This window comes from Thalassotalea coralli (assembly GCF_055786205.1).
This window is the reverse complement of record NZ_JBVVBK010000003.1, coordinates 1-19,623: the sequence shown is the minus strand read 5'-3', so window position 1 is coordinate 19,623 and position 19,623 is coordinate 1. Positions and strand designations below refer to the sequence as shown.

At 40.5% G+C, this 19,623-nt stretch carries 15 protein-coding genes and 4 tRNA genes; all 19 read left to right on the top strand.

Annotated elements, in window-relative coordinates:
- The first annotated feature begins 27 nt into the window (after positions 1-27).
- Positions 28-2,481, top strand: a complete 2,454-nt coding sequence (gene metL, locus ACOB80_RS08350; protein ID WP_473165361.1) for a bifunctional aspartate kinase/homoserine dehydrogenase II — start codon at positions 28-30, stop codon at positions 2,479-2,481.
- A gap of 169 nt (positions 2,482-2,650) precedes the next feature.
- Entirely contained in the window at positions 2,651-4,108 is a 1,458-nt protein-coding gene (locus ACOB80_RS08345; protein ID WP_473165360.1) for a hypothetical protein, read from the top strand.
- Between the two features lie 526 nt (positions 4,109-4,634).
- Positions 4,635-5,651, top strand: a complete 1,017-nt coding sequence (gene argC, locus ACOB80_RS08340) for an N-acetyl-gamma-glutamyl-phosphate reductase (RefSeq protein WP_473165359.1) — start codon at positions 4,635-4,637, stop codon at positions 5,649-5,651.
- Between the two features lie 10 nt (positions 5,652-5,661).
- On the top strand, positions 5,662-6,432 hold the full coding sequence (gene argB / locus ACOB80_RS08335; RefSeq protein WP_473165358.1) for an acetylglutamate kinase: 771 nt from the start codon (positions 5,662-5,664) through the stop codon (positions 6,430-6,432).
- 36 nt (positions 6,433-6,468) lie between these two features.
- Positions 6,469-7,374 carry an ornithine carbamoyltransferase gene (locus ACOB80_RS08330; RefSeq protein ID WP_473165357.1) on the top strand — a complete coding sequence of 302 codons (906 nt, stop codon included), beginning with the start codon at positions 6,469-6,471 and terminating at the stop codon, positions 7,372-7,374.
- 51 nt (positions 7,375-7,425) lie between these two features.
- Complete coding sequence (locus ACOB80_RS08325) at positions 7,426-8,652, top strand: argininosuccinate synthase (RefSeq protein ID WP_473165356.1); 1,227 nt, start codon at positions 7,426-7,428, stop codon at positions 8,650-8,652.
- An 11-nt stretch (positions 8,653-8,663) separates the two neighbouring features.
- Positions 8,664-10,598 (top strand): argininosuccinate lyase, encoded by a 1,935-nt coding sequence (argH, locus tag ACOB80_RS08320; protein WP_473165355.1) that lies wholly within the window; start codon positions 8,664-8,666, stop codon positions 10,596-10,598.
- Between the two features lie 39 nt (positions 10,599-10,637).
- Complete coding sequence (gene argA, locus ACOB80_RS08315) at positions 10,638-11,963, top strand: amino-acid N-acetyltransferase (protein WP_473165354.1); 1,326 nt, start codon at positions 10,638-10,640, stop codon at positions 11,961-11,963.
- Positions 11,964-12,151: 188 nt separating this feature from the next.
- Complete coding sequence (locus ACOB80_RS08310) at positions 12,152-13,321, top strand: outer membrane beta-barrel protein (protein ID WP_473165353.1); 1,170 nt, start codon at positions 12,152-12,154, stop codon at positions 13,319-13,321.
- A gap of 19 nt (positions 13,322-13,340) precedes the next feature.
- Positions 13,341-13,859, top strand: a complete 519-nt coding sequence (locus ACOB80_RS08305; protein ID WP_473165352.1) for a polysaccharide biosynthesis/export family protein — start codon at positions 13,341-13,343, stop codon at positions 13,857-13,859.
- Entirely contained in the window at positions 13,856-16,015 is a 2,160-nt protein-coding gene (locus tag ACOB80_RS08300) for a GumC family protein (RefSeq protein ID WP_473165351.1), read from the top strand. The genes ACOB80_RS08305 and ACOB80_RS08300 overlap by 4 nt, the downstream gene beginning before the upstream one ends.
- A 66-nt stretch (positions 16,016-16,081) precedes the next feature.
- Positions 16,082-17,110 (top strand): UDP-N-acetylmuramate dehydrogenase, encoded by a 1,029-nt coding sequence (gene murB, locus ACOB80_RS08295; RefSeq protein WP_473165350.1) that lies wholly within the window; start codon positions 16,082-16,084, stop codon positions 17,108-17,110.
- The gene (birA, locus tag ACOB80_RS08290) at positions 17,110-18,099 is read left to right on the top strand and encodes a bifunctional biotin--[acetyl-CoA-carboxylase] ligase/biotin operon repressor BirA (RefSeq protein WP_473165349.1); all 990 of its coding nucleotides are present in this window, start codon (positions 17,110-17,112) and stop codon (positions 18,097-18,099) included. The genes murB and birA overlap by 1 nt, the downstream gene beginning before the upstream one ends.
- On the top strand, positions 18,086-18,844 hold the full coding sequence (locus ACOB80_RS08285; protein WP_473165864.1) for a type III pantothenate kinase: 759 nt from the start codon (positions 18,086-18,088) through the stop codon (positions 18,842-18,844). Before birA ends, ACOB80_RS08285 begins: the two co-directional genes overlap by 14 nt.
- Before the next feature lie 134 nt (positions 18,845-18,978).
- Positions 18,979-19,054 (top strand) — tRNA-Thr (locus tag ACOB80_RS08280).
- Positions 19,055-19,069: 15 nt separating this feature from the next.
- Positions 19,070-19,154: transfer RNA gene (locus tag ACOB80_RS08275), tRNA-Tyr, on the top strand.
- A 100-nt stretch (positions 19,155-19,254) separates the two neighbouring features.
- A tRNA-Gly gene (locus tag ACOB80_RS08270) sits at positions 19,255-19,329 on the top strand.
- Positions 19,330-19,347: 18 nt separating this feature from the next.
- Positions 19,348-19,423 (top strand) — tRNA-Thr (locus tag ACOB80_RS08265).
- Positions 19,424-19,495: 72 nt separating this feature from the next.
- A partial coding sequence (locus ACOB80_RS08260; protein WP_281561731.1) for a GTP-binding protein occupies positions 19,496-19,623 on the top strand: 128 nt, incomplete at its 3' end.

The window sequence follows — 19,623 nt, the reverse complement described above, 5'->3', positions numbered from 1 at the left end:
CCGAATTAAGTAGTCGTTGGAAGAAAAATGAACAGTCCGTCAAATGCAGAAAATCAGTTAACTGCTCAGCAAAATCAATTGCTTAAACACGCCACTAATGTGCACAAATTTGGTGGAAGTTCCCTCGCAACTGTTCAGTGTATTCAGCGCGTAATTGATATTATTCGACAACATTGTCAGCTACATGACGTAATTGTGGTGTCGGCAAATGGCGATACAACTGATGCGTTATTTGCTTTGTTTCAGTTAGCACTTGAAGAAAGTCATGAGTTGACGGATGCAATATCTGCGCTTGAACAAAGTCAGCTCCTGCTTATTGATGAGTTACTTAATGCAGCAAGTGCTTCTAGATTAGCAGAAGCATTAAAGGCTGATATTTCGCAGCTAGATATTTGGCTGAAACAAAATCCAAAGCAATTCGAATCGGACGTACTGGCTTTTGGTGAAGTCTGGTCAGCTAGATTGCTTTCGGCGGTTTTATCCGAGAGCGTTTGTCCAAGTCAATCAATAGATGCCAGAGATTTTCTTGTCATTGATAGCGAAACAAGCGGCAATGTTGACTATGAGATTAGTAAGCGACAATTTACTCAGCAGCGGTTAAGTAACACCTTAACAATTGTTACGGGCTATATTTGCAAAGACGAAAACGGCTATAGCTGTACTCTAGGCCGCAATGGTAGTGATTATTCTGCAACAATCATGGCTGCTCTTACTAATGCGAGAAATGTCACTTTATGGACTGACGTTGATGGTATTTATAGCGCTGATCCTCGTGTTGTCCCTCATGCGCGCAAATTAAACCGTTTACACAGTGGCGTTGCTCGTGAGCTAGGTAGATTAGGTAACCCGGTTCTTCACGCTAAAACATTAAAGCCGTTGACAAACGTAGCCTCACATTTACATGTGGCAAGCAGCTTTGCTCCTGAAGTTCCAGGTACTGAAATTGGTCAATTTGGTCAAATTGCTAAACAAGAGCTATCAGTTACCTACCTAAATGACCTATTACTTGTAGAGTCGGAAAGTTTGTTAGGTGATGAATGCCTAAAAGCTGCAAAACGATTTGAAGCGATTTGTTTTGATGCTGATCGCGGACAACTTGTTATTAAACAATCGCAACAAAAGCCAATAAGCCAGTGGATTGCAAGCCATGATACTGAAGTTTCTTTTATGCCTGCATCTATCATTGCCGCCGTTGGCCATAAAGTTGTAGAGCAGCGCAAGCTTAAAGCTCGCTTTAAACGAGCTGTTAAGCGCCATGGCTATGTATCAGTAATAGATTCTCCTAGCGGCCATAGCTTAATCGCAATTTTAAAGCAAAGCTGCTCTATCGAGCTTGTCAACAATGTTCATCATCTTATGACCAAAGGCGCAAGACATATAGGGTTAGTTGTTGCTGGGCTTGGCAATATTGGAGAAAGGTTTTTAGAAATGCTGCCTGCTCAGTTAGAGCGAGTGTCAGCATTAGAGAATTTGCATCTTGTTGGCTTAGTGAGTTCGACGCGTGCGCTAATCGATACAGATGGTATAGAAGTAGAGCCTGCATTAGAGCAATTTAACAAGCAAGCGACACCTTATGATCATGATGCATTGTTATCATGGCTCGCTAATCACCCATATGACGAGCTAATTGTCGTTGATATTACGCCTAGCGAAGATTTTAGTCGGTTATATTTACCTCTGTTTGAGCAAGGAATTCATGTGATTGGCGCAAACAAGTGGGCAGCTTCAAGTGATAAACAAACTTTTGCAACCTTGAATGATGCGGCGAATAAATCCAAAAGTTTATGGATGGGAAATACTACAGTAGGCGCAGGCTTGCCGGTAAATTTTGCCATAGACGACTTAATTAAAAGTGGCGATAAAATAACTGAAGTTTCAGGCATATTCTCAGGTACTTTATCTTGGTTGTTTGAAAAATACGATGGAAATGAGCCGTTTTCAGAATTAGTTAAACAAGCGTTAGCCCTTGGATTAACTGAACCAGATCCTCGAGAAGACCTTTCTGGTCGAGATGTACAGCGCAAGCTTTTGATTTTAGCAAGACTCGCTGGTTATGAACTTGCGCTAGAAGATATCGACCGACAAGATCTTGTTCCTGAGCATTTGCAATCTTTATCAAAAGAGGAATTTCTTGCGCGAGCTGATGAGCTAGATGGCTTCTTTTCTAAAAAGTTGTCACTGGCTGAGCAAGAGAATTCAGCGATTCGCTATATCGCAAGTTTTACGGCAAAGGACGACAAAATCGTTGCGGCAAATGTTAAGCTAGTTAACATCGATAAATTAAATGCGTTGGCGACACTGACACCGTGTGACAATATTTTTGTGATCAAAAGTCAGTGGTACCAAGAAAACCCGCTGATAATCCGTGGTCCTGGAGCAGGACGAGACGTAACAGCTGGTGGTTTACATTCAGATCTTGTCGCGATATGTCAGCAACTTGTGGGTAGAACATCGCAAGTGAGTTTAGAGACGTTGTCGTAACCTTATTGTGTTTAAAAAATTCTGATTGCGTTATTTGCAACTTAACTAAAAAGCAAATTGTTATTAAAAATCGACAAGCTCGCTATAGTATTAAATTAATTGTTGTGACATTACTGATAATTAATTAGCATTACTAGTAATTGCGGGCGCTTCTCAACTCTCAAAGTATATGGCAAACAAAGTAGATAGTATCTTCACTGCACAAGTTAAAACACTGCTGGACAAAATATACGGCCGGAGTGTTTTAAAAGATTCTTTGCTAGAGCGCGCGCAACAGTTTTATGAGAACCAACCTTTCAATGACAGCAAACTCGATAAACTTCAGCAAAGAATTGCAGAGCTAAGTACCGAGAAAGAAAACGACAAAGCGCGTAAGCAAATTGACAAAATAGAAAGAGATTTGCGTAATCTTAAGCAAGAGCTTAAAGACGAAAGTGACGAGCGCTGTCAATTTTTGCAAGTTTTATGTAATGACATAATCGAATTGTCTGAGGGCAGCACTTTTGCAGAATCTTGCAGAAAATCTGCTAAATTTCTTGGCACTATCCAGTTACTTAGTCCTACTGAAGGAAGTCGAGTAGCAGACTCAAATGAGCGCAGTAAACCTCTGTATAAAGCGGTTTTAACATTAAGGTTATTGGATCAGCTTTGCATAGATGAAAGTCCAGTTGTTGCTAACGACTTTTTACAAAGTGTATTAGGTAACGCATCTGGTGAGCATTTTAAAAATCTGAAAACGATTGACGCTGAAACATACCAAACCTTTTTATCTGATGTAAAAGTTCCCATATTGATGGCTTCATTGCTTCAGGATATCGGTCATTATCATCCAGAAGCACAAGCAATTGTGTGTGGTGAAGATGGTTCTTTAGATCCTTATCGCACCATTAAAGTCGATGAACGAAAAAATTTACTGCAAATAAATTATCGTGAAACGTTAAAGTTCTTAATTGAAGGTATCGGTGCACCCACATATATCGGAAACTCTAAGACTGAGCGCGATAGGTTTAATATACGAGAGCACAAAAAGTTAGTGTTTATAAAGCAGTTGCTAAAAAGCGCTATTGCACCTCGCAATGGCATTGGTAACGTTATTAAGGTACCTCAGATTTATGCATCGATAATTTTATCGACCAAGTCCAGTTACAACTACAAGTTATTGCCCAAGGTCTACCAAGCGCTGTTTCAAAATGCTGAAAAAGGTACCTGCGATAAAACTGTTGTTGAAACCCTAAGAAGCATTACCGGTGATTACCCACAAGGCTATGGCATTACGTATATTCCGTACGAGGAAGACGGCAAAAGAGTTGAACATTATGAATATGCCATTGTGACACAGCTTTATCCTAAACAGCCTGATCACCCAATCTGCCGGACTGCGACAAGAGGGCTAACTTTTATTGGTCACGGCCAAGACTTGGAAATTAAACCGTCAGTTAACCTATATAATACTGAGGTAGCTCAAGCTTTTGCTCGTCTAAGTAAAGATCGATTAAATGAGATATTAGAGCGCTTGTCTTCTAATTATCTTGAACGAAAGCAGCTCGATTTATTGCCACGCTGTTGGCATGCTCATGATTACTTTGGCATGAAAGATAATCAAAAGCTTTGGAACAAGAGTAGTTAAAAGCCCAATCTAATATCAAGCCTTGTCGTTAAGGTTTGTTGCTGTCATCTAACTGTTAATACCGTAGTCCTTTAATGCGCGTTACTCCTTACTGCGCTTGTCCTTCAGCGAAAAATACTCAGTCAGTAGCCATAGACAGAGTGATTTATAGTTACTGATCTGAGTTACCTTTCTTAAATTCCACCTCAATCATCTCCTACTTTTATTATTTACAGACAATTTGAGGCTTAATTACCTCAATGAAGTTCTCATTTCCTGGGCTATCTTTAAAAAATTTAAAAAAAAGTTGTGGGTATTTATGCTTTATTGTTGCATATCTACCCATATGTGTTTAGAATCCATTTCTGTTGGTTTCAGTAACAAAGCATTCTCCTTCTGACGTTTGTGAAACTACACCCTTGGTTCTTTATAAAAAGGACAACTTGGTGCTTGCGGCTTTTGCAAGCACCTTATTTTATTTTTTATATTGTTTTGAATGAAACAGTATTTATAAGTGCATAAAAATGCATTCTTGTGAGGTTGGGAAATGAAGGTTGCGGTTATAGGTGCTAGTGGTTACGTAGGAGCGGAACTTACAGCGCTATTGATTAAGCATTCAAATATTGATTTGAAGCATCTATTAGTATCTGAACACAGTGAGTCCGCTGGCTTACGTTTTTCAGAGCTATACCCGCGTTTTATAAACCTTTGCGATCTACCATTAGAAGCGTTTTCAGCAAAGTGGCTAGAACAACATGCTCAGTCGTTAGATGCTGTATTTATGGCAACCCCTCACGAATATAGTGCTAATTGGGCCGAATCATTTTTACAAGCGGGTGTTAAAGTTTTCGATTTGTCTGGGGGCTTTAGACTTAATCAGTTAGCTGACTATCAAAAATATTATGGCTTTGAACATCACTTTTCTTGTGGCGTTGAAATGGCTGCATATGGCCTAGCTGAATGGCAAGCCACTGACATTGCACAAGCAAAACTAGTTGCTGTTCCAGGCTGTTATCCTACAGCTAGCTTATTGGCTTTAAAACCAATAACAGCGTTAGGGTATCAAGATGAAAATTCGGTTATTTCAATCAATGGGATTAGTGGCGTTAGCGGTGCAGGTAGAAAAGCGAGCTTAGCAACTAGTTTTAATGAGGTTAGCTTAACGCCATATAATATTCTGCAACACAGACACCAGCCTGAAATCAGCCAAGAAGCTAAAGCCAACGTTATTTTTAACCCGCACTTAGCTCCGTATAAAAGAGGCTTACTCGCCACAGTGACGGTCAAGCTAAACAAAGAAGTGACTAAAGACATGGTGGAACAAGCTTACATTACTCAATATCAGGATTCGCAGATCGTCAGAATGATTGGTTCATGGCCGAAAATAGACAATGTCGCGAATACACCATTTGCCGATCTTCATTGGCAATTTGATGAACAAGAACACGTACTTGTTGCTTGCTGTGCCATCGATAATTTACTCAAAGGCGCTGCATCTCAAGCTGTCCAATGTGCAAATTTAGCACTTGGTCTTCCATCTCACTTTTCTTTGTTAAATAAATAAGCGAACGATCATGAAAAAGACAGTAGTAATTAAAATTGGCGGTGCTATTTTGGCTGAAGAGCAAGCCTTGTCTAATTTGCTTGAATCTTTACAAAAACAGCAAGAATTTCAGGTAGTCATCGTTCATGGTGGCGGCTACTTAGTTGATGAATTATTAGCAAAGGCAGGTTTTCATACGGAAAAACTAAATGGGCTAAGAGTAACTCCGGTGGATCAAATGCCTATTATCGCAGGCGTTTTAGCTGGAACCGTTAACAAATCAATTGTTGCTAAAGCGAATGTTTTAGGCATCAAAGCTACCGGATTATCTCTATTAGATGGAGAGTTGGTTAAGTGCTCGCCAAGCAAACCTGAGCTTGGCGCCGTTGGTATTCCAGAGCCGCACAATAGTAAGCTGATTGATCAGCTCCTGAGCAAAGGTGTTATGCCGGTTATCTCTTCGATTGGCGCTTTGGCAAACGGGCAATTGGTCAATGTCAATGCTGACGACGCTGCTGTTGCAATATGTCAGCTCCTCAATGCGCAACTTGTGTTATTAACGGATGTGAATGGCGTGAAAGGACAAAACGGCCAATACTTACCTCAATTAAACCAACAGCAAGCAGATGTTTTGATTTCTGATGGCGTTATATCTGGCGGAATGACGGCAAAAGTGAACGCTGCATTACAAGCCGCTAAAAAGTTACGACGAAGTATCGCGGTTGCCAGCTGGCATCATCCTGAGCAAATAAGTCAGTTGCTCAATGGTGAACCACTAGGCACCCGCATCGATGCTTGTTAATTAACTAATACATACTTTTTAGACGGAAAATACAAAATGAAAAACTTTTTAGCGGACGATCAATTGACGTCTGACGAATTGATATTGCTTTTAGATTTAGCAAAGAGCATTAAGCAATCACCACAAGACTATCAGCAAGCACTTAAAGGTAAGAATGTTGCGATGGTTTTCGAAAAGCCTTCACTTAGAACGCACGTCAGTTTTGATATGGGCATTGCCAAATTAGGCGGACACGCACTCTATTTAGGGCAACAAAACGGTAAATTAGGCGAGCGTGAACGTGTTTCTGATTACGCAAAAAATCTATCTCGCTATGCGGATGCAATTGTTGCTCGTGTGTTCAACCACTCAGCAATCGAGCAATTAGGTACGTACGCTTCTGTGCCGGTTGTTAACGCTCTGTGCGATTTATATCACCCGTGCCAAGCACTTGCCGATATGCTTACGCTAGCGGAGAACTTTGAAGATTTATCTCGCGTTAAGCTTGCCTACATAGGTGATGGAAATAATGTCTCTAATTCACTGATGTTAATGGCCGCAACGTTGAAAATAGACTTTACTTTGGTCTGTCCACAAGGTCATGAGCCAAGTCAAATGATGCTAGACAAAGTTCAAACAATAGCTAGCGCTAGTGGCTCAATGTTTACGCTTACCAATGACGTGTCAGCTTTAGGAAAGCAAGACGTTGTTTACACTGATACCTGGGTATCGATGGGCGACAACAAGTCTGCGCAAGAAAAAGCGAAGTTTATGCCGTATCAGGTTAACCATGCATTGATGGAAAAAGTACAAGCAACCTATGTTATGCATTGCCAACCAGCACATTTAGAAGAAGAAATTACGACGGCTCTTTTTGACGATGAATCACTATGTGTTGCTTTTGACCAAGCTGAAAATCGCATGTGGGCACAAAACGCAGTCCTCGTTAATTTACTCACATAACTGAATCGATTTATTTACTTTATTGTTAAGACAAGAATTTTAGGAACTATTATGGCTTTAGCTAAAAACAAACAAATTAAAAAAGTAGTGTTGGCATACTCAGGCGGCTTAGATACTTCGGCAATTATCCCTTGGTTAAAGGAAAACTACGACGGTTGTGAAGTAGTCGCTTTTTGCGCAGATGTAGGGCAAGGCGAAGAGGAACTCGATGGTATCGTTGAAAAAGCGATTGCATCTGGCGCATCAGAGTGTCATGTCGTTGATTTGAAAGAAGAGTTCGTTAAAGACTACATTTACCCCATTTTGAAAACGGGTGCTGTATACGAAGGACAGTATTTACTTGGTACTTCTATGGCGCGTCCAGTGATTGCGAAAGCACATGTAGAAGTTGCGTTAAAAGTTGGTGCCGACGCGGTATGTCATGGCTGTACGGGTAAAGGTAATGACCAAGTGCGTTTTGAATCTTGTTTTGCTGCACTTGCGCCAGAGCTTACCGTTATTGCTCCATGGAGAGAATGGGACATGGTGTCGCGCGAAGACCTACTCGATTACCTAGCCGAAAGAAATATTCCTTGTTCTGCATCATTAACAAAAATATACAGTCGTGATGCTAATGCATGGCACATTTCTCACGAGGGTGGTGAGTTGGAAGACCCGTGGTGCGAACCATCAAAAGAAGTGTGGACTATGACGGTTGATCCACTTGATGCGCCAAATACACCAGATACGGTTAAATTAAGTTTCAAACAAGGCGAATTGATTGCTGTTGACGACAAAGAATTAACACCGTACCAAGCGTTAATGTACTTAAATGATAAAGCAGCCGTACACGGTGTAGGCAGAATAGATATCGTAGAAAACCGTTTAGTGGGCATGAAATCAAGAGGGTGTTATGAAACACCAGGCGGTACAGTATTAATGGCCGCTTATAAAGGGCTAGAGACACTGATTCTTGATAAAGAATCATTGAAATTCCGTGAGTCAGTGGGGTTAGAGTTTTCTCATGTGATCTACGACGGTCGTTGGTTTACACCTCTAGCGAAAGCACAACTGGCAGCAGCTGCATCATTTGCAGAGTTAATGACGGGAGATGTTGTCGTAAAAATGTATAAAGGTACTGCTACAGTGACGCAACGTCAGTCGCCGAATAGCTTGTATTCAGAAGAGTTCGCAACGTTTGGTGCGGATGATGTGTACGACCAAAAACACGCAGAGGGCTTTATTCGTTTATTTAGCCTTTCTAGCAGAATCACAGCAATGTCACAAAAAGAGAAGTAGAGGACAATATCATGGCGTTATGGGGCGGTCGTTTTAAAGAACAAGCAAGCATGCAGTTTAAAAAGTTTAATGATTCTTTACCTGTCGACTATCGAATGGCAGTACAAGACATTGTTGGCTCAATCGCATGGGCACAAGCTATTCATGAGGTTGGCGTACTTAGCGAAGATGAATTAAGCCGATTAACGGCAGCCCTTAACGAGCTAAAACTGTCTGTTGAAGAAAACCCAAAGCAGATATTGGCGTCTGATGCCGAAGATATCCATAGCTGGGTGGAGCTTCAGTTAATCGAAAAAACTGGTGATTTGGGTAAAAAACTACACACTGGCCGTAGTCGTAACGACCAAGTCGCGACGGATCTTAAGTTATGGTGTAAAGAAACAGGTGGCGATTTATTGTATGCCTTGGTTAACCTGCAACAAGCATTAATGAATCTAGCTGAACGTGAGAAAGAAACGGTGTTACCTGGCTATACCCATTTGCAAAGAGCACAACCTATTACCTTCGGTCACTGGTGTTTGGCTTATGTGGAAATGTTCGATAGAGACATTGGCAGGCTAAAAGATACTTTATATAGACTCGATGTATCTCCTTTAGGATCTGGTGCTTTAGCTGGCACGGCATATCCTATTGACAGAAATGCTTTAGCACAACGTTTAGGTTTTCGCACCGCGACGATGAATAGTTTAGATGCGGTATCAGATAGAGACCATGTTATCGAACTGTTGTCTTCAGCCAGTATTTCTATGATGCATTTATCCCGTTTTGCGGAAGATTTAATATTCTACAACTCAGGTGAAGCAGGCTTTGTCGAAATGAGTGACTTAGTCAGCTCTGGCTCTTCTTTAATGCCGCAAAAGAAAAACCCTGATGCTTGTGAATTAATCAGAGGTAAAGCGGGGCGTGTTTTTGGATCACTAACCGGCATGCTAACCACGATGAAAGCTTTGTCGCTTGCATACAATAAAGACATGCAAGAAGACAAAGAAGGCCTGTTTGACGCCATGGACACCTGGTTAGAGTGTATGCAAATGGCTGTGTTAGTTGCAGATGGGCTGAAAGTTAACAGATCGAGAACCTTGGCAGCAGCTCAGCAAGGCTACTCAAACGCGACTGAGTTAGCTGATTACTTGGTTGGCAAAGATATTCCTTTTAGAGAAGCTCACCATATTGTCGGTGAAGTTGTATTAGCAGCGATTGATAAAGGCGTGCCGTTGGAAGATTTAACCTTGACTCAGTTACAAGCCTTTAGTGAAAAAATCGAACAAGATGTTTATCAACACCTGTCGATTGAGTCCACGTTAGACAAAAGGGAAGCCTTAGGTGGTACGTCTAGATCCCAAGTCGAGAAGGCGATGGCAGCCATGCAAACGGGTAAAGGTGAAATTCTAAATGAGCAAGTGGCTGGAGCACCGGGTAAGCAGCGAATCAACGTTGCGCTAAAACAAGTCAAGCAACGACTTAATGCACAAAAGGCGGCGGCCATGTCTGTTCGTAGAGCAAAAATGTCAGACGTAAATGACATTCACTCTTTAGTTAACACGTGGGCGGCTAAAGGCGAAATATTACCAAGAACGTTGGATAACATTATTCACGACGTACAAAATTTCGTTGTGGCAGAAATGGATGGCAAGGTTGTTGGAACAGCGTCGCTTTACATCTATCAAACCGGCCTTGCAGAGATTCGTTCTCTCGTTGTTGATGAAGCAGCACAGAAACAAGGTCAAGGTGAAGCTTTAGTTCAATATTTATTGGAATTTGCCCACCAAATGGAACTGGAGCAAATTATAGTGCTTACCTACATCCCAGATTACTTCACGCAATTGGGCTTTGCTTTAATTGATAAGAGTTCTTTGGCGGAAAATATCATCGAAGACAGTGAGCCTAATGAATACAAGAACCCTGAAGACGAAGTCGCCATGGAGTACCTGGTATCACAGCAGTGATATTAGGTACCAAGACGCTAAATCGATAAAGTAGTTGAGATGATGGAAGCACAAAATAGTAACGATCAAAATTATGTGAAGTGGTTTCGTAATGCGGCTCCTTACATAAATGCTCATCGCGGGAAAACAGTAGTATTAATGTTTGACGGAGAAGCGGTTAACCACCCAAGTTTCGCCAATATTATTCATGATATTGCTCTGTTAAGAAGCTTGGGTGTAAAGCTGGTGGTGGTACATGGCGCTAGACCCCAAATTGAAGATCGTATGCGACAGCGCAATATCGAACAAATTTTAGAAAATAATGTTCGTGTTACCGATGCTGATACCTTAGTTGCTGTCAAAGATGCAACCGGCTCTTTGCGTTTACACATTGAGGCGCTATTAACGACTGGTTTAGCAAATTCTCCTATGCATGGCGCTCAAATTCGTGTTGGCACTGGAAACTTTGTCATCGCAAAGCCAATGGGCGTTAGAAACGGCGTTGATTTTAAATATACGGGAGTTGTTAGACGTATAGATTCTGAAGGCATCAAGATGCAATTAGATTATGGCTCTATTGTATTATTGTCGCCTATTGGTTACTCGCCTACGGGCGAGGTGTTCAATTTAGCGTTAGAAGATGTGGCAACCCAAACTGCAGTTGCGTTAAAAGCAGATAAGCTTATCGCATTTACCAAAGAGCAGGGGTTGATAGATGAGCAAGGTAAGTTAATTCGTAGCTGTAGTGTGCGAACAGTGCGCGGTATGCTTGAAAAACAACAGGACTACGTTAAACAACTTCTTCTACGTTCTATTATTCAGTGTGGAGAGCAAGGCGTCGAGCGTTGTCATTGTGTAAGTTATCAAAGTGACACTGCGTTGTTACAAGAGCTATTTACGCGCGATGGCGCAGGCACTTTAATCGCTAAGGATCATAAAGAAGAAATTTCTACAGCAACAATCGATGATGTTGTTGGAATACTCGAGTTAATCCAGCCTTTGGAAGAAGAAGGTGTTTTAGTTAAACGTTCTCGAGAATTACTTGAAATGGAAATTGAGCAATTTACCGTACTGAAAAAAGAAGATGCGATAATCGCATGTATTGCTTTTTATCCTTATCCGGAGCAATCGATGGCAGAAATTGCGTGCGTGGTTATTCACCCCGACTATCGAAAGGGCAATCGCGGTGAAAGGCTAATGCAAGCGGTGGAAATGCAAGCCCAGCAACAAGGAATAGAAACTGTTTTTGTGCTGACGACCGTTAGCGGCCATTGGTTTAGAGAGCAAGGTTTTGTTGAAGCCAACTTAGACGCTTTACCAGAGAGTAAAAAGGAGCTTTATAACTTCCAGCGCAAGTCCAAAGTTTTCATGAAACGTTTTGTTTAGCGATGTAATTGCTAGCAAAACTTACGTTAATAAAATAGCCGCTTTAGCGGCTTTTTTATTTTAAAAGTATTTTTATTTGTCGCTTCTACTTTAGCTTTCTTGTATCGTGCCGATAACAGGATGTAAAAATCTTGTTGCAAATGGATTTGGCGCATTCTTTTAATAATAACGCAGCGTAGAAAGTCTTTATGAAAAAAATAGCATTTGTCGGGTTAATTAGTGTCGCAATGAGTGCTCTTCAGCCTGTTTTTGCCGAGCAGCCGCAAGGAAATCAATTGTCGCTATCAGTTGATGCAGAATATGGCACGATTGATAATTTTTTCTTTTCAGATACTAACGAAATCAGTGAGCAATATTGGCAAATATCTCCTTTGTTAAATGTTCAGCTTCAATCAGAACGTCAACAATTTACTTTAGAAACCAAGATTGATCATACCCAGTATGCTGACTTTGACGAAGACGACCACTCCGACGTACTAATTAAGCCTTCTTACATATATAAATTTTCTCAAAACTCTTCTGTGTATTTCGATGGACGTTGGCAACAAGTTTACGAAGATCGGGGAACAGGGTTGAGCATTGGTGATGGACAGAGCCTCACTCAAGGTGATGAAAGAACAATCTCTAATTTATTAGTGGGTTATTCATTAGGAAGTGATATTTCAACCGCTAAGTTTGATATTTCTTTAGGGCAATATGGCCAAGAATACGATACACGACGTGAACAAACTTACATTCTTGATCAAACTAAATCATTTGCAACGCTTGCTTTTGATTACCGTTTGCCAAGCGGCACCTTTATTGCGTCGAGCGTCAATTATCAAGCAATAGAGTTTGATAATAACCCTGGATTAGATAAAGACAAATGGTCAGTACTTTTAGGTGCAAAGTGGCAAAAATCAACTATTTCTCAGTTTAGTGCATTGGTTGGTTATCAAAAGGTGGCTTTTAAAAATAGCGCTTTTGAGGATGATAGTGCAGTCAAATGGCGAGTGGCCTGGGATTGGAACCCATTAGAAACGATTAAGTTTTCATTTAGTTCCGAACGAGATTTTGAAGAAGCAAACCGATTATCTGATAGTTATCGATTAGTAGACAATTACCAAATGGTATTGACCTCCACATTAAATGATTTTTTCGTCTTATCAGGAAAACTTGGTTTATCGAACCAACAAATTATCTATTTTGAGCGCACAGATGATGAAGATTTTGTTAATGCAGGGTTAACGTTAGAATATTTGGCAAATCAACGACTTTCTGTGTTTGCACGTTATGAATTTCAAGATTTAGATGCAAATGGCTTAACATTGCCTTATCAGAGAAATAGCTTTTCTATAGGAATTAATGTTAGTATTTAACTTTGTTTGGATAAAAAATATGCGATTTCTGACGCTTTTTACGTTGATATTGTCGTTTTGCATGTTATCTGTGCAAGCGAGAGATTATGCCTTAGGTGCCGGAGATCAGATATTAATTTCCGTTTATAACGAGCCAGATCTTACAACTAAGGCTAAAATAAACAAGACAGGCAAGATTTCTTTCCCGTTTCTTGACGATATTCAAGTGATAGGACTGACTGCAAAGCAGCTAGAAGAAACTATTCGCCAAGGTCTTTTAGGTGATTACTTAATAGATCCTCAAGTATCAGTGGTGATAGAACAGTATCGCCCATTTTATATTCACGGACAGGTGAAAAAACCTGGCGGATATCCTTATCAGGATGATCTGACATTAGACAAGGCTATTGCACTAGCTGGAGGATTAGCGGCTAGAGCGTCTAAAAGCGGATGGAAAATTACTCGAACAGTTGATGGGAAAACGATAACGATATCAGGCAATGTTGCCACGTTAGTCCTTCCCGACGACATAATAGAAATAGAGCAAAGTTTCTTTTGACACATAATGAAGTAGATCAAAGTCAACTGGTACAAGATGATGTAGCACTTAAAGAAGTGCTAAGTCCTATTTGGACCAGAAAATGGAAAATTTTGTTTTTTACCCTGTTGTTAACTTCCGGGGTGGTTTTCTATGTGTCTTTGTTAAAGCCTTCATATCAAGCTAGCGCTATTTTACAAATTGGTAATAACAAACCTTCTAATACTTTATCAATTAACGATGCTTTCAATGAATCCAATGCTAGTCAGGAGCAAGTGCAAACACAATATGAGTTGCTGAGATCTCGTAAATTTGCTGAACGTGTTGTATCTAGGTTAAACCTCACAGAGCATGATGAATTTAATACGGGTAAATACAACGATAAACTTCCGTTTTTAGCCGAGATGAAGCGGTTAAAGCAGCAGCCTACTATTGCACATGTTGTTAATGGCTTTCGTAACCGCTTGAATATAGCGCCTATCGCTGGAACTGAGTTAGTTAAGATCACTTTTGTTTCCTACTATCCTGAGTTAGCCCAGCAAGTTGCAAATCAAATTGGACAAACGTACCTTCAATATCAAGATGAGGTACATAGCGCGTCGAAAGAGTCAACTTCTCAGTGGCTTGTAGATCAGCTGGAAGAACTAGGAAAAAAATTAGAAGCGTCAGAAATTGCGCTACAGGCATACCGTGAAGAACAAGGAATTGTTGATATTCAAGGTATTGCTGGTTTAGTTTCTTCTGAGTTAACGGAATTAACGTCTTCTGCTTTAGCGGCGACTAAAAAGAAGGATGATTTAAAAGTAACGTATCAGTATATAGAAAATCAGAAAGGTGACTTAGCTAAGCTGGTTGAGTTGCAACAAATAAGTGATAAACCTGTTTATATTGAGCTACGACGTAACGAAGAAAAAGCCGAACGCAGATTAAGTGAACTTTCACAACGATACGGACCTAAACATCCTAAAAGAATAGCTGCTGATGCAGAGCTAAGCTCCATTCGTTCAAATATCGAAGAGAAAGTGAATGAAATCGTTATTGCTTTGCAAAAAGATTATTACAGTGCAGTAGAAAAAGTAAAAGCAACAGAAGCTCGCTTAGAAAAAGCCAAGCAATCATATTTACGATTAACACGCTTGCAGAACAAATTTTCGCAGCTGGAACGCGAAGTAGAAACAAACAAAGAGTTATACAGTAACTACTTAGTACGTTTAAAAGAAGCTGACGCTATGGGTAATTATAAAGCCAATTTTTATGTGCGCTTTATAGATAAAGCTATTACTCCTAAATCTCAGTTTGCACCAAATAAAACCTTCATTGTTGTTCTAAGCTTTATTCTTTCAGCAGCCTTTATTTCTATTGTTGTCATTATGAGAGAATTATTGATGGATACATTAAATTCTCGTCGTAAGCTAGACAATTTTAACGAGGCGCCAATTTTAGCTGTATTGCCTAAGTTTAAATCGGCAACTAAGAAAGGCAAAGGTGACGAATACTATACTGATAATCGCTTTACCGAAGCAGTGAGAACACTGAGAACCTCTTTACTATTTAATACAGAGAAAAAGCCGCCTAAAGTAATTGCAGTTACGTCATCTGTACCCAATGAAGGTAAGTCAACAGTAGCGCTGCAATTAGCTCGTTCTTTCAGTGAAATGGAAAAGGTATTGCTGATAGAAGCTGATATGCGTCATCCAACCGTCTATAAAAATCTCAATTTAGACGCCCATAGGCCTGGCTTATCGAACCTGCTTGCTAAAACTCATCAGATCAATGAATGTATCGTTCGTGATAAACAAGTAAAACTGGATATTTTGACATCGGGTATTACTCCTGCAAACCCGTTAGCGTTCTTGTCGATGAAGCGCTTTAATATGCTAATTAAAGTGTTTGGTAACTTTTATGATCGCATCATTATTGAAACACCACCCGTTAATGCGGTAAGTGACGCAGTTATCATTTCTCGCACCGTGGATAGCGTGTTATATATTGTTCATGGTGGGAAAACGAAACGAGAGCAGATTTCATCTGGTCTACGCTTATTGAGACAAGTCAATGCACCTGTACAAGGTGTCGTAATTAACCATAGTGAAAATATCGATACCGATAAATACCAAAATAAATATTACAATGATATGGCAAATATCATTAAACTTCCGATGAGAAAACAGGGATAGTGATTTCTTAATCGCGCAATTTAACTTACACTAATCGAGCGTTTAAATTTCCCTTCAACTGATACTATGAAGCAGCTGTCAAATTGCGATCTTTCTAATTTTCATTCTTTTGGATTTTCTAGTAGGTCTTCTAAAGTGTTTCAGCCGTCTACTTTGGCCGAATTAGAAGTTGCATTAACAGAAATTGATCATCCCTTTTATATCTTAGGGGAAGGGACAAATAGTGCTTTTATCCAAGCATCTGCTCCCGCAATTATTCGCCCTAACTTTTTCGGTATAGAGGTTACAGAGCTAAATGACGAGGTAAAACTGGTCGTTAGCGCAAGCGAGAATTGGCATAGTTTTGTACTTTACTGTTTGGAAAACGGTTATCATGGATTAGAGAATCTAGCGTTAATTCCGGGTAGCGTTGGCGCTTCGCCTGTTCAGAATATTGGTGCTTATGGTACTGAAGTCTCTGATGTTATTTCATGTGTGCATTGGTACGACTTTGAGCAAAAGGAAGTTGTCTATTATGCGGCGCCAGATTGTCAGTTTTCTTATCGAGATAGTTTATTTAAACAAGCGTTATTGGGGCGAGGACTTATTGTTGCTGTCGAATTTATCTTATCGAAAAATTGGCGCCCCAAATTAACCTATGCTGGGTTAAGTGAATTACAAGAGCCTGTTACAGCGGAGCAGGTTGTAGACAAAGTGATAGAAATTAGGCAAAGCAAATTGCCAGATCCTAATGAGCTATCTAATGCCGGCAGTTTTTTTAAAAATCCCATTATATCTCAATCTCATGCTGAGCAGTTAAAGCAGCAATTTCCGCAAATGCCAGTTTACTCAGTTCCAGATCAAGAGCGCGTAAAAGTAGCAGCAGGGTGGCTAATTGAACAAAGCGGATTAAAAGGCATTGAAGAAGATGGGGTAGGGGTGCATCATCATCAAGCATTGGTGCTAGTAAACTACAATCAAAAGAATGGACAGTATTTACTCAAGCTTGCTAAAAAGGTTCAAGATGCGGTGAGCGAAAAATTTGCTATTTATTTAGAGCCTGAAGTTAGATTAATTGACGATAAAGGGATCATACCCTCTCTGGAGACTAATTAGTGTCAAATCACGCAAGACATACCATTATTAAAGCGTTGTCAAACGGTAACTTTGTCTCAGGGCAAGCTTTGGGTGATGAATTAGGCATGAGTCGTGCCGCCATCTCTAAACATATTAAGTCGCTATCTGATATGGGCTTAGATATTTATAGTGTTACCGGTAAAGGTTATCGTTTAGCGACGCCGCTGATGTTACTCGATGAAGAAAAAATTCGCCAAGGCGTCAGGAGCAAAAATTTAAGTGCGCCAATTGAGGTGTTCTCTACTATAGAGTCTACCAATAGCTATTTATTAACAAAGGTGGTTGAAGGTCTCGAGCAGGGACATGTTTGTGTTGCAGAATCACAAAGTGCTGGTCGGGGTCGCAGAGGTAGAGCTTGGCAGTCTCCTTATGGATCTCATGTATATTTTTCGATGTATCATTTTGTCGAACAGGGCATGCAAGCCGCAATGGGCTTAAATATTGTTGCTGCTTTAGCGATAACTGATACTCTCAAGGAATGTTTCGATATTACTGCTGAACTTAAATGGCCAAACGATATATACATTAAAGGCGAAAAACTGGCGGGAGTACTGATTGAATTAGAAGGACAAGCGCTTGAGTCATGCCACTGTGTAATTGGCATTGGCATTAATGTAAACATGCCAGCGCAAAGCGCAGAGAAAATTGATCAATCTTGGACTGATATCAATCAACATGTGTCACTACCAATTGATAGAAACGTACTTATTGCGACGTTAATTGACAAACTGCAGGCTAGACTTGAGCAGCATCAAGAATCGGGTTTAACAGAAATGGTAGACGACTGGCATAAGCTGGATAGATTTAGCGGTAAACCGGTCGTATTGCTAACAGGTGCAAGGCGTACCTATGGCGTTTGTCGAGGTATCAATAGTCAAGGAGCATTGATGCTTGAAGTTGACGGCACCATAAAGCCAATTTTTGGTGGAGAGGTGACTCTAAGGGGCGACTTTGATGCTACTTATTGATATCGGGAATACGCGTACAAAATACGCAATCTACCAAAAGGGTGACCTTTCTGAGTTAAAAAACCTTGATATTAACGATCACTCACAGTTGTCGAGCATTATGAGAACGCATGATGTGTCGGTGTGCTTTTATGCGTCTGTAAAAGATAGCGCTATAGCAACGCAACTTGAAAAACAGCTAGCAGCCTTAGATATTGCTTGTCATAGGGTAGAAACACAACGCCAATGTGATTCTTTAGTTAATAGGTATGAAGAATATTCTCGACTAGGTGTTGATCGTTGGCTGGCAATGCTTGGTGCGAGAAAGCTAAACCCCACTAAAGCGTGTTTGGTTATAGACAGCGGAACAGCAACGACAATAGATTTTTTCACCTCAGATGGACAGCACCGAGGAGGCTTTATAGCACCAGGTTTGCCCATGATGGCTAATTCACTATTTGAAAAGACGGATGGTGTTGCGGGACGCTGGCAGGTTGATGATGAAATCGATTTTGGTGTGAACACTGAAGATGGTGTTAACAAAGCAAGTTTTTTGGCCACTATTGGTTTAATTGAGAAAGCTAAACGTATTGCGTTAACCACATATTTGGTACCGGGTGAAGAGCTACAGGTATATATTACAGGCGGCAATGGTTTAAAGCTTAGCCAGCAGTTAATCGGTGAAAATCACTATGTGGAAAATTTAGTTTTCCATGGCCTAGCTAGTTCTGCAGTACAAGACAATCACTCTAAGAAAAAGATTTAGCCGCGTTATATCTTGCTAATATTTGCTCATATCTGGGTAAAAAAGCGTCAATCAAAAATAAAGCACGATTTTTTTGGTTTTTTCTGTTGCAAGCGAGAAAACATTACTCTAGAATTCGCTCCACTTAATGTAGTGCCGACTTAGCTCAGTTGGTAGAGCAACTGACTTGTAATCAGTAGGTCGCCAGTTCGACTCCGGCAGTCGGCACCATTAATACAAGATTTTGGAGGGGTTCCCGAGTGGCCAAAGGGATCAGACTGTAAATCTGACGGCTCCGCCTTCGGTGGTTCGAATCCACCTCCCTCCACCATTTTACTTGGACGCATAGCGTCAGGTGAAAAGATAATAATAACTTTCTTGGTTGTTTATCTTATTCACCAATTTGCAGGGATATTCTGAAAGAATTACTTGCGGGTGTCGTATAATGGCTATTACCTCAGCCTTCCAAGCTGATGATGCGGGTTCGATTCCCGCCACCCGCTCCAATCTTTGTAAACTTGTGTGCTGATATAGCTCAGTTGGTAGAGCGCACCCTTGGTAAGGGTGAGGTCGGCAGTTCAAATCTGCCTATCAGCACCACTACATCGACTTCTCTCAATTATCCTATTAACTTAACTTATAGCTTTATAAACTGCCTAGAGGTATTTAAAAGTGGCTAAAGAAAAATTTGAACGTTCGAAACCGCACGTTAACGTTGGTACTATCGGTCACGTTGACCACGGTAAAACAACTCTAACTGCTGCTATCTCAGCAGTATTAACTAAAACTCACGGTGGTGA

What these genes read in the sequence shown, in the direction of transcription:
- metL (WP_473165361.1), top strand. Translation starts at nt 28, where the DNA reads ATGAACAGTCCGTCAAATGCAGAAAATCAGTTAACTGCTCAGCAAAAT.
- ACOB80_RS08325 (WP_473165356.1), top strand. Translation starts at nt 7,426, where the DNA reads ATGGCTTTAGCTAAAAACAAACAAATTAAAAAAGTAGTGTTGGCATAC.
- ACOB80_RS08330 (WP_473165357.1), top strand. Translation starts at nt 6,469, where the DNA reads ATGAAAAACTTTTTAGCGGACGATCAATTGACGTCTGACGAATTGATA.
- argB (WP_473165358.1), top strand. Translation starts at nt 5,662, where the DNA reads ATGAAAAAGACAGTAGTAATTAAAATTGGCGGTGCTATTTTGGCTGAA.
- ACOB80_RS08345 (WP_473165360.1), top strand. Translation starts at nt 2,651, where the DNA reads ATGGCAAACAAAGTAGATAGTATCTTCACTGCACAAGTTAAAACACTG.
- murB (WP_473165350.1), top strand. Translation starts at nt 16,082, where the DNA reads ATGAAGCAGCTGTCAAATTGCGATCTTTCTAATTTTCATTCTTTTGGA.
- argH (WP_473165355.1), top strand. Translation starts at nt 8,664, where the DNA reads ATGGCGTTATGGGGCGGTCGTTTTAAAGAACAAGCAAGCATGCAGTTT.
- ACOB80_RS08310 (WP_473165353.1), top strand. Translation starts at nt 12,152, where the DNA reads ATGAAAAAAATAGCATTTGTCGGGTTAATTAGTGTCGCAATGAGTGCT.
- ACOB80_RS08285 (WP_473165864.1), top strand. Translation starts at nt 18,086, where the DNA reads ATGCTACTTATTGATATCGGGAATACGCGTACAAAATACGCAATCTAC.
- argC (WP_473165359.1), top strand. Translation starts at nt 4,635, where the DNA reads ATGAAGGTTGCGGTTATAGGTGCTAGTGGTTACGTAGGAGCGGAACTT.
- ACOB80_RS08305 (WP_473165352.1), top strand. Translation starts at nt 13,341, where the DNA reads ATGCGATTTCTGACGCTTTTTACGTTGATATTGTCGTTTTGCATGTTA.
- argA (WP_473165354.1), top strand. Translation starts at nt 10,638, where the DNA reads ATGATGGAAGCACAAAATAGTAACGATCAAAATTATGTGAAGTGGTTT.